Annotated in this window: 11 protein-coding genes and 1 pseudogene; 4 read left to right on the top strand and 8 right to left on the bottom strand. The window is 47.7% G+C overall.

The features are described 5' to 3' along the window. Positions 1-822 (top strand): annotated as a pseudogene (locus tag ACSHWX_RS02685) (IS3 family transposase); the annotation flags it as partial. On the opposite strand, the gene ACSHWX_RS02680 reads toward ACSHWX_RS02685, so the two are convergent. Further along, positions 823-1,089: a hypothetical protein gene (locus tag ACSHWX_RS02680; protein WP_435666633.1), complete on the bottom strand. Its 267-nt coding sequence runs from the start codon at positions 1,087-1,089 to the stop codon at positions 823-825. A 442-nt stretch (positions 1,090-1,531) separates the two neighbouring features. On the opposite strand from ACSHWX_RS02680, the gene ACSHWX_RS02675 reads away from it, so the two are divergent. Next, positions 1,532-2,662 (top strand): Wzz/FepE/Etk N-terminal domain-containing protein, encoded by a 1,131-nt coding sequence (locus tag ACSHWX_RS02675; protein ID WP_435666632.1) that lies wholly within the window; start codon positions 1,532-1,534, stop codon positions 2,660-2,662. An 834-nt stretch (positions 2,663-3,496) separates the two neighbouring features. On the opposite strand, the gene ACSHWX_RS02670 is transcribed toward ACSHWX_RS02675, so the two are convergent. The 7 genes from ACSHWX_RS02670 to ACSHWX_RS02640 all read right to left on the bottom strand — a co-directional run bounded on the left by ACSHWX_RS02670 (position 3,497) and on the right by ACSHWX_RS02640 (position 11,667). Then, positions 3,497-4,753, bottom strand: coding sequence for a phenylacetate--CoA ligase family protein (locus ACSHWX_RS02670; protein WP_435666631.1), 1,257 nt, complete (start codon positions 4,751-4,753; stop codon positions 3,497-3,499). Positions 4,754-4,766: 13 nt separating this feature from the next. After that, complete coding sequence (locus ACSHWX_RS02665) at positions 4,767-5,615, bottom strand: ABC transporter ATP-binding protein (RefSeq protein WP_435666630.1); 849 nt, start codon at positions 5,613-5,615, stop codon at positions 4,767-4,769. A gap of 9 nt (positions 5,616-5,624) precedes the next feature. Continuing rightward, the gene (locus ACSHWX_RS02660) at positions 5,625-6,857 is read right to left on the bottom strand and encodes an ABC transporter substrate-binding protein (RefSeq protein ID WP_435666629.1); all 1,233 of its coding nucleotides are present in this window, start codon (positions 6,855-6,857) and stop codon (positions 5,625-5,627) included. A 79-nt stretch (positions 6,858-6,936) separates the two neighbouring features. Continuing rightward, on the bottom strand, positions 6,937-8,001 hold the full coding sequence (locus ACSHWX_RS02655) for a branched-chain amino acid ABC transporter permease (protein WP_435666628.1): 1,065 nt from the start codon (positions 7,999-8,001) through the stop codon (positions 6,937-6,939). 2 nt (positions 8,002-8,003) lie between these two features. Beyond that, positions 8,004-8,900 (bottom strand): branched-chain amino acid ABC transporter permease, encoded by an 897-nt coding sequence (locus tag ACSHWX_RS02650; protein ID WP_435666627.1) that lies wholly within the window; start codon positions 8,898-8,900, stop codon positions 8,004-8,006. Continuing rightward, positions 8,897-10,879 (bottom strand): long-chain fatty acid--CoA ligase, encoded by a 1,983-nt coding sequence (locus tag ACSHWX_RS02645; RefSeq protein ID WP_435666626.1) that lies wholly within the window; start codon positions 10,877-10,879, stop codon positions 8,897-8,899. The genes ACSHWX_RS02650 and ACSHWX_RS02645 overlap by 4 nt, the downstream gene beginning before the upstream one ends. Beyond that, positions 10,879-11,667 carry an ABC transporter ATP-binding protein gene (locus ACSHWX_RS02640; RefSeq protein ID WP_435666640.1) on the bottom strand — a complete coding sequence of 263 codons (789 nt, stop codon included), beginning with the start codon at positions 11,665-11,667 and terminating at the stop codon, positions 10,879-10,881. The genes ACSHWX_RS02645 and ACSHWX_RS02640 overlap by 1 nt, the downstream gene beginning before the upstream one ends. A 193-nt stretch (positions 11,668-11,860) precedes the next feature. On the opposite strand from ACSHWX_RS02640, the gene ACSHWX_RS02635 reads away from it, so the two are divergent. Together ACSHWX_RS02635 and ACSHWX_RS02630 are read left to right on the top strand one after the other, a co-directional pair. After that, complete coding sequence (locus ACSHWX_RS02635; protein ID WP_435666625.1) at positions 11,861-13,855, top strand: hybrid sensor histidine kinase/response regulator; 1,995 nt, start codon at positions 11,861-11,863, stop codon at positions 13,853-13,855. A gap of 9 nt (positions 13,856-13,864) precedes the next feature. Then, a complete protein-coding gene (locus tag ACSHWX_RS02630) occupies positions 13,865-14,581 on the top strand; it encodes a winged helix-turn-helix domain-containing protein (RefSeq protein ID WP_435666624.1) in 717 nt (238 codons plus the stop codon).

The following is a 14,581-nucleotide window of genomic DNA, read 5'->3' as shown; positions in this document are numbered from 1 at the left end:
CACGCGAGATAAACTCACTTCCATTGTCGACCCTTATTGTTTTGGGATAACCAGCTGTACGACACACGAGCTCAAGCCCGAGATTGAGCGGGTCTTTGAGGAAAATCTCAGCGTCTATGGTGTGAGGAATGCCTGGCATCCGATGCGCAGGGAAGACTTTGATCTTGCGCGCTGCACGTCGCTAGGTTGATGAAAGACATCGGCATTTAAGGCATCATTCGCGGCAAGAAGCCAAGAACCACGATACCTGATAAGGCGTTCCCTTGCCTGCTGGACCGGGTGAACCGTAAATTTTACGCGCCTGCGCCGAAGGTCCTCTGGGTCAGCGACTTCACCTATGTCGCGACCTGGCAGGGTTTTGTCTACGTCGCATTCGTCATCGATGTTTATGCGCGACGGATCGTCGGCTGGCGGACAAGCCGTACGGCAAACGCAGGCTTCGTCTTGGATGCTTTGGAACAAGCCATCCATCAACGCAGGCCAGCGCAGGACCAACTGGTGCATCATTCGGATCGTGGATCACAATATTTGTCGATCAAATACACAGAGCGGCTGGCCGAAGCCAAAATCGCGCCATCTGTTGGCACCGTCGGAGATTCCTATGACAATGCTCTGGCCGAAACGATCAATGGTCTCTTCAAAGCTGAGGTCATTCATCGCCGCGGTCCTTGACGCAACTTCGAAGCCGTTGAATACGCCACCCTTGAATGGGTTGACTGGTTCAACAATTGCCGTCTGCTGGAACCTATCGGGAGCATCCCGCCCGCTGAGGCAGAAACAAACTTCTATGCTGCTATGGAAAGAGCAGACATGGCAGCGTAACTAAGACAAATCAGCCTCCGGCAAACATGGGGGGTCAATGTTGGTGAGCGGTGAAATCCGGTTTTCAAAATCCATCACCGCAGTGTTAAATTCTTCAAGGCTCTGCTTGGCTTGCTCTTTGTTCTTGGCAAACGACAGCACTTTGGCCACCGCCTTTTGCTTTTCAACGGCGATTAATTCAGAGTTTAGAAGGATCTTAAAGTAAGCATTCGACGCAATATCGGCAAACTCGTCAACATTGGTTGCTGCACTCGTTGCCTTTTTCACTTGCCATTGATTTTTGGGTTTTTGCTGCCGAAACAAATTCGTCGATGGATTCTGATTTTTTCTTTTTACCAGCTTTTTCAGCCATTTAACGCTCCCCTATTATCATCTAAAGGCAATAAATCCACTTATAGCGTTGCTCACGCGGCCACGTATTTGCTGTTGTGGAAGATGTAAGAAGGGCCGATCAGCCTTAAGTAATGCCTCAAATTATTGTTTATTAAATTTGGACGCATAGTTACAAAGCAATGGGCAGTGCGTCAACTAAGAACGTGAATAGGCTGGGGGAAATGAGATTGATGTCAATTGCTGGGCAACTTATATTGTATTTACTTTGCAATTGGCGCAATTTTGATCTAGGAAGTGCCCAAATTTAGTCATGCAGAAATCGACGACATTTCGTTTAGGGTCGCGGTTCAGTTTATCTTTTTGTAGGAGAAATATGGTGTCCCCAACTCAACCTCACCAAGACGACGAAATCGACTTGTTAGAGTTATTTGGTACCCTCTGGAAAGGAAAATGGATCATCATCCTAATTTCTATCGCAACGGTCATTGCTGGTGGCGTACTGACATATTTACAACCAAATTCGTACAGAGCCACATTGCCACTTTCTATAGGTAGCCCAACGGCATTCACCAAATACACGTCTTTAAATGAACTATTACACCAGAACAAGTTTGAGTATCAAATTACGAGAGAGACCGTATTCGAGAATTTTGTATCCGAATTTAACAGCCATGACTCTGTGCTGTTCGCTCTAGCGCAAAGCGAGACTGTGGCTCAAGCGGCTAAGGAATTTGGTGGAGTACAGAAGTCTAATTATATCAACAAACTAGCGAAAAATTTTGAAATTGTGATTCCGAATGGAACCAACACAAATCGGCAAATGAAGTTCGACTGGGTGACTGCTGAAGAAGGAAGAAAAATTCTAGAAGTAGCCGCCGTTCAATCGTTATCAAATGTAAAAGCGGATATCGAACTTGACCTAGCTGCCCTCATCCAGACACTTGTCGATCGTAACCGCTTTGAAAAAGAAGCTATTTCCAACAGTTTGGCACTGATGAAACAAACTATTCTATTGGAAAATGAACAACGTATTCTATTTCTTAAAGAACAGACCGCAATTGCGAAAGAGCTAGACATAGTGAATAACTCACTAGGTGCTAACAATTTAGCACAGACTCAAGCAAATGGAATTGCTTTGAGCGTAAGTTCCAGTGAGGTACCTTTTTATCTACGTGGCTATAAAGCAATAGATAAAGAAATTTCTCTTCTTCAGAATAGGACGGATGCACAAAACCTCTCATTGAATTTTCAGTATATGCAATTGAAAACGCAGTTTTTTGCGCTTCAAAATGACATTTCTGCTTCTCAGTTGTTAGAAAGCGTGGCGGTTTTGACTACCGATGATCCACGGCATTGGGTAACATTTGATGTCGATTTTGCTGAAATAAGATCATCGAAACGTACTTTAATTTATCTTGCACTGTCGTTGTTGATTGGTGGATTTATTGGGTTGGTTGTTGTTCTAATCAGAAGTGCTATCGTAAAACGTAACCAACGTACTATTTAGGTTGATTGCGTTTGATGAAGGAAAAGGTTAGGAGATCGGACGGATTTTTTCTTTCTTCATCCATTTCTTTGGAAGACAGAGGGACTGACATTTCTCCGGAGCCGACACGTTCAGAATATCGTCACGCGCAGCGGAAGTGACCTGCACCCCATTTCTTCATCTAGTTTTGAGTAGAATTTGTCTTCGATAATTGGAGACAGATTATTGACGTGCCCCCAATAATTAAGACCATTTAGAGTTGGAATTTTCCACTTATGACCCCGAAGGCGGGAGAAGGAGAGTTTTATGAAGGCCTCAAAGTTTAGCGAAGCTCAAATTGCGTTTCTTTTGATACTTCGCTTATACCCTGGTTGGAAGGACAACCACTTTAGGAACTTCGTCAGGTTTGTGACGATCGAGGGCATGTTTGGCGTAAAAAAATAGGCGTTTTTGATCCGCTCGTTTTGCGAATTAGAGGTCTTACTCATTTTCTGCCTCCACCTCACCTGAACTAAATAAGTTCAGTTCAAATTGCGTTGATGGATGAAACAAGTTTCCTTCTGGAATCTTACGCCCCTGTTTTGGTGAATCTAAACTGGAACCCTTGTCCCCATATAGTAATGGAGTTGCACGCCATGGAGCGCCAATGCGAAGAATACAAAAGATGCAGTAGGGCATATCGCGGTCACCCTTACGATTGGAACCTACGTCCCTGCTTGGGAAGACGCGGTGCAATAATCGTCAACTCTTCGATACTCAGATCAAAACCGCGCAATAAATATTCCCATCAATGGAGATATTGAATTACACATTTACGAAGGCAATTTGTGCGGTTTTATATCTCAATGGCCAACCTCAAATTCCGACAACCCTTTGATCGTCTATAACTTTGCCATCGTTGGGCAAGCTGCTGGGTGGTACAATACGAATGTCTGCACGCAAGCGACATTCAGCGCGTACAGTTTGGGCAATTTTTTCTGCTATTGAGTTGTCGTCACTTTGCAACTCACAAATGAAGGTCATCTGATCCTTGCCTTCATTTTCGGTCACCTCTAGGCGGGCGCGGCCCATCTGGGGATAGGATTTAACAATTTTTGCTATTTGGCGAGGATGCACAAACATGCCGCGAACTTTTGTCGTTTGATCAGCGCGCCCCATCCAGCCTTTCAATCGCGTATTCGTACGACCGCACGCCGATTGCCCAGGCAAAATCGAAGATAGATCGCCGGTAGCAAACCTGATCAGTGGGTAGTTCTGGTCAAATGTTGTCACGACGACTTCACCGACTTCGCCAACTCCCACTGGGTCGCCTGTACCTGGACGAACGATTTCAACAATACAGTTTTCAGCGATCACCATCCCGTTCTCAGGCACACCGGTTTCGTGGGCGATAAGCCCCAACTCCGCCGTGCCATAGCACTGCTTGATGTTGATGCCCTCGCCCGCATACCAATCGCGCATGGCAGGAAAAAGGGGACCGCCAGACACAAGCGCATTTTTTATGCTGTCGATATCACGGCCTAGTCCTTTAGCTTTCTCCAGAATGATCTGCAAAAAATCTGGTGTGCCTACATAGCCAGAGATTTGAAAATGGTTGAACGCTTCAACCAAGGTTTCCGTGTTGCCTATGCCTGCGGGGAAAGTGACACATCCTAGATTTGAAGCAGCCTCGTCGAACATAAAACCTGCAGGGGTAAGATGGTAACTAAAGCAATTCGCAATGATATCTCCATGCCGCATCCCGGCAGCGAAAAGCGCGGCGCTCATTCGCCATGGATCTGTGCCGCCGGGTTGCGGTTCGACGATGGGTCCGGGAGAATAAAAGACCCGCCGCAAATCACTATTCGCAGGTGCGACACCGCCAAAAAGTGGCATCTTGTCCTGTAATTCAACCAAATCACCTTTCGAAAGAACCGGAAGTTTTGCCAGAGCTTTGCGATCACCAATCGACTCAACGTCGATGTCGGCCAATTGCGCTTTCCAATAACCACTGTTGGCGGCAGCATTCTTAAGCTGTTCGCCCAAATTGGCAAACAGGTTGGCTTCGCGCTCAAGCTCGTTTCTTGTCTCCAACGGCGAGAAGAAACCATGCTCCGTTTCAGTTTGGTCCATAATACTCACCCGCCTACAACCAACGCTTACGGCGTTTGTAGCTTTTGATATCTTTGAAGGAACGTCGTTCACCTCCCCCACCGAGGTAAAACTCTTTAACGTCCTCATTTTCCATTAGTTCTTTGGCTGTTCCATCAAGTACGATTTTCCCGTTTTCCATAATGTAACCATCGTCAGCTACTCGGAGCGCCATGTTGGCGTTTTGCTCAACAAGCAGAATTGAAATACCAAGTTCGCGATTGAGGCGCCGAATAATGCGAAATACTTCTTTCACCAGCAGCGGTGACAGGCCCATCGAAGGTTCATCCATCAAGATCAGTTTAGGCTTTGCCATCAAAGCGCGCCCAATAGCGAGCATTTGTTGTTCGCCCCCTGACAGATACCCAGCCAATCCTGTTCGCTCTTTCAAACGCGGAAAGTATTCGAATACCTGTTCAATTTCTTTTTTCATATCGACGTTTGATCTTGAGTAAGCGCCCAAACGCAAATTCTCGATCACCGTCATATCTTGTAAAATTCCACGGCCCTCCATCACCAAAAACACGCCCCTACGTACCAGCGCTTCTGGACCGATTTCTGTTACTTCGTCGCCTTCGTAGGTGATTGACCCACGGGTCACTTCACCATCTTCTGAAGCGAGTAAGTTGGTAATTGCTTTAAGGGTCGTGGATTTTCCTGCGCCATTTGTGCCCAGTAAAGCGGTAATTTTTCCTCGAGCAACTTTTAGGTTGAGACCGCGTAGAACGAGAATGACCTCGTTAAACACGACCTCAATATTGTTGACGGAAAGGATGGTTTCAGATGCCAGGCCATTCCCGGTTGCGGCAATTTGTGGTTTCATTTTGCTCATCCTTTCGGTCATCAGGTTCGCCTACAAACCCAACCAGTCATCACGACGTGGTAGCGTTGTTTCAGATATCCGTTTTATGCTGACTTCGCCGTCTTTGAATGAACCTTGGTTCACAGCAACGGTCATCAATCCACGGTGATCTTTGTCGGTCCAAGTTGATGGCAAGCAAACGCCTTCTAGACCTTCTGGAACCCAGTTTTCACGGGCATACATACCTTTTTTGATATTCTCGCCAGTGATGCCACCGTTGGCTTTTGCCCATTTCATGGCATCCATCATGATGTATGCAGAGCAAATGCCGCGAATGTAGTGGTGGGTTGGTTTATCGTCGCCATTGGCTTGACCAGCAGCTGCGATTTTCTCAACTAACGCCATGCCCGGAACGTCTTGGCCAAAGAATGGAGTTGAAGATGGGAAAATCAAGTTTTCAGCTTGAGACGCTTTCAGGGTAAGGTAGTCACCTGCCCACACGTTGCCCAAGTAGTTGGCTTCAACACCGACTGTGCCACATGATTTAAGCAAAGAAACGACAGAGCCGCCTAGATTGCCCATATAAACATACTGAGCGCCAGTTTCTTTGATCGTTAGGCATTGCGCTTTGAAGTCGCCTGGCTTCATCGGCACCACAATTGGATCAGCAACGGTTAGACCCAACTCAGCAGCGTATGCTGCGCAAGCTTCCTTGGGTGCATTCGGATAAGGATGATTATCCCCGGCATGCAAGAAAATTGGATTTTCAATGCCATTCTCTTTGGCGTCAGTTGCCGCCCATTGCGCTAATGCCCGGCAAGTATCTGAATATGAAGGGCCATAGAAGAAGTTAAACGGCGCTGGTTTCTTTGTTGCTGGGTTGGTACCTTGAGGGTCAGTCAAGTGCGCAGAATATGACGCAGAAAAGACAGGAATTTTGTCTTTTGCGACAAATGAGATCAAAGCTTCTGTGTCAGCAGTGCCCCACCCTTGCATCGCGACCATACCGCGTGAAGACCAAGACTTATAGGCAGCAAGTGCTTCAGGTACCTTATAGGCATAATCGATCTGCGTAAGCTCAATCGTTGTGCCATCGATACCGCCATGTGCGTTCACATAATTGATCGCGTCTGATACGCCCGGTCCATAGTGTTTGCCAACAAAAGCTGTTGGGCCCGTATAGTCAACCAAGTGGCCAACAAATACGCTGTCTTGTGCGTTGGCTGCTGTGCCAGCGAGCAATGATGCCGCCAAAGCTGCCAGTGATAATGATTTCAAGTTCACGTTGTTTCTCCTCGTTTTGTTCGGCTAATTATTGTTTGCAGCACCTCTTGTTTGCCGAGATTGAGTGCTTTTGCGTTTATTATCTAGAGAACGGGAACAGCTTCCAGCTGGCGCGAATTTGCTGCCAACGATGGACAAGCCCCTCGGGTTCAAAGATTAGGAATAGAATGATCGCAGCGCCGATGGACATTTGCTTTACGTAGGCTTTTCCGCTTTCCATTGCAGGGAATGCGACGGCCATAACAGACGTGGCGTTTTCCATAACCTGCGGCAACAATAAAATGAACGCCGCGCCAAGAATAGCGCCATAAACGGAACCCAAGCCGCCAATGATGATCATGGCTAGGAATTGGATGGAGAGCAAAATGGTAAAACCCTCAACCGAGACATATTCGAGATAATGCCCAAATAGTGCGCCCGCAAGTCCAGCAAAGAAAGAAGATATTCCAAACGAAAGAATGCGATACTTGGTGAGGTTTACGCCCATCACTTCAGCTGACAGATAATGATCGCGCACCGCAACCAGTGCGCGTCCATCGCGGGAACGCAATAGATTGGAAACGCCAATTACGCTGACCACGAGCCAAAACAGAACGAGATAGAAATAACTCAAATCCGTGTCGAGGATGTATCCGAAAATATCAGGTCGGTCAGCCAGCGCGCCATAAACACCGCCAGAGAACCAATCAGCACGTGCAAAGAAGTCTTCCAGGATAAACTGCGATGCCAGTGTCGCGATGGCGAGATACAGCCCCTTAATCCGAGCAGCAGGAACACCGAAAATCATGCCGACGGCAGTTGTTAGTAGCGCTGCTGCGGGCATTGAAATGAGTGTTGGCACGTTGAAACTGGTGGCAAGCCAAGCACTGGCGAAAGCGCCAAAGCCAAAGAATGCCCCGTGTCCAAGTGAAATCTGCCCGGTGGTCCCCACTAAGATATTTAGGCCAATCGCCGCGATCGCGTAAATGCCGATCAAAATCAGCTGGGTGATCCAATAGGGGCTTAAGAACGGCGCGACGATGATCAAAGTGGCCAGTATGGCGATCACTGCACGGGCTTCAAAATGCGTTTTAAATAGGCGGTTGTCATCGCTATATGTGGTTCTAAAGTCGCCAGCCGGTCGCGGATTTGGTACGTGTCCCATCGCTAGATCCTCTCAATGTCTTTGGTGCCAAACAGGCCATAAGGTTTAATCATCAAGATTATGATGAGCACGTAGAACGGCGCGATTGTGTAGAGATTGCCAATTTTGAGCCATTGGCCATCTGCATACTCCGCTAGGTTTTCCAGAACGCCGATGATGATCCCGCCGACCACCGCGCCAACGATGGAATCTAGTCCGCCTAGAATCACAGCCGGGAACACTTTGATGCCGACAAATGCTAACGAGTTTGACACTGAATTCACGATGCCGATCACGATGCCAGCAACGCCGGAAACCATAGCCGATATCGCCCATGCCATCGCGAATGTTTGCTTGACCGAAATGCCTAAGCTTTGCGCGATTTGCTGATCAAACGCCGTCGCTCGCATGGCTAACCCATGTCGTGTAAACTTAAAGAACCAAAAGAACACGGCCATAATGACGAAGGACAAGACAAGGGAAAGCAGGTATGCGATTTCGACATTTAACCCGCCGATTGAGACATAATCTGTTGTACCAAAAACGTCCGGGAAGCGTTTTGCATCGTTTCCGAAAATCCAATTCATCAGGGCTTGCATGAAAATGGACAGCCCTATGGTCACCATAATGACGGAGATAATGGGCTCACCGATCAATGGCCTTAGAATGACCGTTTGTACGACGATGCCGAAAACCGCCATGAAGACCAACGTGAAGATGAACGCGAGGAAAAAGGGCAGCTGCATCTGCGTTACAAGTGCCAAACACACCCATGCGCCCAACACTAAAAACTCGCCTTGTGCAAAGTTTACGACCTGCGTGGATTTGTAGATCAGCACGAAACACATGGCGACAACACCATAGAGCATTCCAACGATCAAACCGTTGACCAGCAGTTGAAAAAACAGTTCCCACTTCATGATGCCAATCCCTTTTCAACTGCGCTTTGATCATCAAGACGTTGCACCTTGAGCGATGTTTTAATGCGCTGTGTGGTGCCATCTTGGAACGAGATCACCGTGTCGATGTCCACATACTCATCGTCCGAGTAAAGCTTGCCGATAATGTCCGCATATTTCTCAGCGATCACACTGCGACGCACTTTTTGCGTCCGCGTGAGTTCGCCATCATCCGCGTCGAGTTCTTTGTAAAGCAGCACGAACTTCTTAATGCGTTGCGCCTCTGGTATGTGACGATTGACGTTCTCAACCTCTTTGCGCAGCAGTTCATAGATTTCTGGGCGTGACGCCAAGTCCGTGTAGGTGGTGAAGGCGAGCCTGCGTTGCTCCGCCCATTTGGACACAATCGGATAGCGGATACAGATCATCGCAGTGAGGTAAGGCTGATCTTTACCCAAGATCACGGCTTCTGCCACGAAAGCGGAGAACTTCAGTTTGTTCTCGATAAATTGGGGGGAGAACTTTATGCCTTTGCTGGTCTCTGAGAGATCTTTGATCCGGTCAACAACCACCAAATGGTCATTGTCGTTCAAATAGCCTGCATCGCCGGTAAGGAAGTGCCCGTCTTTATCAAACGCTTCGTCAGTGTCTTTGGTGTTTTTATAATAACCTGTCATCAAATTGGGGTGCTGGACGACGATTTCACCCATGCCCTCCTCGTCCGCATTGCGGATTTTGATGAGGCAATCGTTCATTGGATAGCCGACAGTATCGTGGTCGATTTCATCCCATTTGTGGATTGTATATGCGCCCAAACCCTCTGTTTGACCATAAAGCTGTTTCAGCGGCACACCCATAGCTTGGAAAAACTTGAACGTATCCGGCCCCATCGCCGCGCCACCAGTTGCAGCGGATTTCAATCGTGAAAATCCGAGGCGATCACGCAATGCGCGGAACAGTAATAATTCGGCCAATCCAGATTTCTGCCCTCGCTCCAATGCGGCTAGACCAGCTTTAACACCCCAATCGAAGATCGCTTGTTTCCATTTAGAGCTTTCCATCATTCTCGAGCGAATATCCGCGGCGACAAGTTCCCAAACCCTTGGGGAAAGCAAAACAAAATTTGGCCCAATTTCGCGCAAATCCGACATTGCGGTTTCTTGCTCTTCTGGAAAGTTTACGATCATCCGCGCGACCAAATTCCATGCAACTGAATACATCTGTTCCATAACCCACGAAAGCGGCAATACGGCAAGATATTCATCACCGGCATTCATAGGGTCCGCGCGCAAATAGTTCACTGCATGACCAAGAAATGCAGAGTGTTTCCACATGGCAAGCTTGGGGTTTGATGTCGTGCCGGAAGTCGTGCAAAGCACGGCAACATCGTCCGTTTGCGTCGCAGCAACTAACTCTTCATAACGCGATTGGTTTTTCGCAGCTGCTTCGGCACCCAGTTTCTCAAGATCGTCTAGAAACACTAGACGTGGGTCGTCATATTTCTTCATCCCACGCGGGTCGTGGTAAATGATTTTTTCTATCGACGGGATCCGGTCGCCCAACGCAAGAAATTTGTCGACTTGCTCTTCGTCTTCGGCCACCACGATTTTAGGCTCGGCGTAGTTGACAAGGTAAGCGATTTCTTCTTCCAAGGCATCGCGATAAATGCCCATGCTCATGGCCTTCACTGAGTGGGCCGCAATTTCGCTCCAAACCCATTCTGGCCGATTGTCGCCAATAATCGCGACAACATCGCCTTGACCTACGCCAAAGTTATCGAAGGCCAACGCCATGTTTTTTACGTGAGAATTGAATTTTTCCCAGGTGATTTCATTCCAAATGCCATAGTCTTTTTCACGTTGAGCAACATCTTTTGGATGTGCCTTCGCGTTGGCCAAAAGCATTTTTGGTAGCGTATCATTTTGCTGGACAGCCTTTGCGTGATGTACGCCAGCATCCCAATTAACGGCAGAGCCAGAAATTTCCCGATGAACAGTCATTATACAGCTTCCTCTTCATCGAAATTGAAATCATCAACGCCGAGATAGGCTGTTTTAACGTGTTCGTCCTCTACGACCTCTTCAGGTGACCCTTCGGCAATTTTCTGCCCAAAATCGAGAACAGCAACACGGTGTGAGATATCCACCACAACACCCATGTCATGTTCGATCATGACAACAGTAATCCCGTATTGCTCGTTCAATTCGATTATATAGCGGGCCATATCCTCTTTTTCTTCGAGGTTCATGCCGGCCATAGGTTCGTCCAAAAGGATAAGCTTGGGTTTAATCGCAATCGCTCGAGCCAACTCTACGCGCTTGCGCAAACCATATGAAAGCGAACCCGCTGGCTCGTTGCGCACATGCTGAATTTCTAGGAAGTCAACAATGTCTTCAATTTCACGGCGGGCGTTCGCCTCTTCTTTTTGCGCGCCACCCACCCAATAGAACATGCCACTGACAAAGTTGTTTTTGAGAAGATGATGCTGGCCGACCAAAATATTGTCGATCACCGACATATGGCTGAACAAAGCCAAGTTTTGGAACGTCCGGCCAATGCCAATCGCCGCTCTGTCATTGATTGAACGTTTTAGAAGATTTTTGCCATTGTAGGTGATGTTGCCTTCTTGCGGGCGATAACGACCTGAAATGCAGTTAAGCATTGAGGTTTTACCAGCGCCGTTTGGGCCGATCAGCGAAAAAATCTCATTTTCGTTCACATGAAATGATATGTCGGTCAGCGCTTTAACACCGCCAAACCGCAATGACACATTTTCCACGTCCAACATCTTGGTTGGTTCACTCAATTTTTCAGTCCTCCCAGACGCATCAAAATTTTAAAACTTGACCCAATTTGAATTTTGAGTTTCGTCTATGGCAATGTGATGCGCAACGTCTGATCGGTGTTTTAAGCAATTCATCTTGCGAGAGTTTGCCTGAATTGTACGCAATTGTGACGAGCACACATAAAGGGAGGAAGATGTGTCTGATCAACCAACGGTGACAGATGTTCAAGCTGTTGAATTGCTTATTCAAATTGAGGCTGGCCTCGACAATATTGATCAAGGCATCACGGTGTTTGATAAAGATCTTCAATTGGTTTTTGCCAATAAAAGATTGGGCGAGTTACTAGACGTCCCGCAGCAACTACTAACGCGTGGTTCTGCATTTGAAGACCTTATTCGATACAATTCAGAACATGGGGAATATGGCCCAGGGGATGTTGAAGAACAGGTAAAAGGCCGGGTAAAAGTCGCGCGCGAGTTTCGGGCACATACCGTTGAACGTGTGAGGCCAAACGGACGGGTAATTCGGGTCAGTGGCGCACCGCTTGCGAAAGGCGGATTCGCGACAATTTATACAGATATCACCCAACAACGGCATCACGAAACAGAACTGCAACGCCGTATCGAAGAACAGACACGAGACCTGCGTCGATCTGAAGAACGGCTTAGGCTTATCGCGAATGAAGTTCCCGCAGGCATCGCCTATTTGGACCATGATGAGGTATTTCAATTCGTCAATCGGCGCTTTGCCCAAAGCTATGGCCATAGAATTGAAGATGTTGTGGGGCGAAACACGCACGAAATTCTCGCATCATCAATTCATGACGTCTCAGCTCCCTATTTCGCCCGCGCGAAACTGGGTGAAGCGGTCGAATTCGATCTTGATTTTTCCCATATTGACGGCCGTGAACTAGACATTCGCACGTTTCTTCGCCCAGACCTGCGTATCGACAAAACCGTGCGTGGTTTTTATGTGCTGTCGATCAATCTGACCAAGCAACGGGCCGCAGCCCAAGCACTTTCGCAAGCCCAAAAGATGGAGGCCATTGGCCGATTGTCTAGCGGCATCTCCCATGATTTTAACAACCTTTTGACCATCATATTGGGAAACTTGCGACCCCTTGCGCAGCGAGTAGAAGACGACGAGCTGGTGCGTGAAATGATTGGCCCATCCCTTCGTGCAGCCAAACGTGGCGCAGAATTAACGCAACAATTGCTCACAGTCGCCCGACGTCAACCATTAGACGCAAAGGTTGTTAATGTGCGTGATGTTTTTGACGGGCTGGCGGAGTTGCTCAAACCTTCATTGCCTTCAAACATCACGTTGGGCATGACGATTGAAGGTCAATCGCTGTTTGCACGCGTGGACCCCGGGCAGATGGAGAACGCGTTGCTAAACCTTGCGCTGAATGCAAAGTCAGCAATTGATGATGCAGGCAAGTCTTGTAAAGGCCAGATCAACTTGATGGCACGCTCGGTTACGCTTGATCGAATTCAAGCCGATCGATTGGGATTGCAAGCAGGAGAATTCCTAGAGATTTCATGCGAAGACACCGGTGCTGGCATGAGCCTATCAGTTCAAAAACAAATCTTTGATCCATTCTTTTCGACCAGAAACGAAGCTGGTGGCACAGGTCTGGGACTTTCCATGGCGCAAAGTTTTGTTGAGGTTTCGGACGGCAATATATCTGTTCAAAGCGAAGTCGGCAAAGGCACAGTTTTCACCATTCTTATTCCCCGCGTTTTCGACAGTCCCTCAGACACCCGCCCCTTGCAACCAGAATATCCAGCAAATTTTGATGGGCAAATCGCACTGCTGGTTGAAGACCAGGAAGAAGTGCGTAAAGTTTTGCGACGTGACTTGGTCGAATTAGGCTTTTTGGTTGTAGAAGCGGAAGATGGTGAAGAAGCGAAAGAACTCATTCACTCGGTCGATGAGATTGATCTTTTGCTATCTGACATCTCAATGCCGGGACAAATAAACGGCGTTGAATTGGCACAGTTAGTGGCCAAAGAATACCCGCTCACATCAATCGTTTTGATGACAGGACAAGCCCAGATTGACCAAGACCAAAGCATAAGATTTCCGTTGTTGCGCAAACCATTTGAGCAAAATAGGCTTATCGATGCTATTCAATATGCACAAATCGCGCGTAGTGATTACGGCGATATGGACACCAACAAAGAGTAAATCAAATCAATGAGCCAGAAGATCATCTATATTTTGGAAGATGATGCCGACGTGCGTGCTCTATATGCGCGCGAACTCAAGGCGCACGGCTTTGCAATCTCTTTGTTTGGCACAATAGCTGCGTTCGACGAAGCACTGCTGGCAAAAGAGCCTGACCTATGCATTATCGATCTATCATTGCCGGATGGCGACGCCCTAACTTTGTTGCGCGACACGCTGGGCCAAATTGACGTTCCCACAATTGTTGTTAGCGGTAGAGGAGCACTTGGTGACCGCGTGCTCGGTTTAGACTTTGGCGCCGATGACTATTTGGTGAAGCCAATTAACACGATTGAGCTTGCGGCCCGCGCACGCAGCCTATTGCGCAGAATAGATAAACTACATTCAGTTTCATCAAGTGAACAGCTTGAACATGTTTTATTTGCGGATTGGCGGGCGGATTTTTCAACGTTAGAGCTAACCAGCCCAAATGGGGTCACAGAGATAATGAGTGCAGCAGATGCTCGCCTGCTAAAAGCGTTCGTTGCGTCACCTGGCAAAATACTTTCCCGAGAGCGACTTATGGACATTTACAACCAAGACAGCGACGCTTTTGACCGGTCTATTGATGCGCAAGTTTCAAGACTGCGGAAGAAGCTACATGACACGGCAAAAAACCCAAAACTCATCCGAACAGTTTATGGCGCAGGCTATGTGTTCACGCCAAAAGTGTCAGCCTTGTCTTAA

It is taken from the genome of Maritalea sp. (genome assembly GCF_051251695.1).
Classification (GTDB): Bacteria; Pseudomonadota; Alphaproteobacteria; order Rhizobiales; family Devosiaceae; genus Maritalea.
Note: the sequence above shows the minus strand (reverse complement) of the source record. Positions and strands in the feature narration are given on the sequence as shown.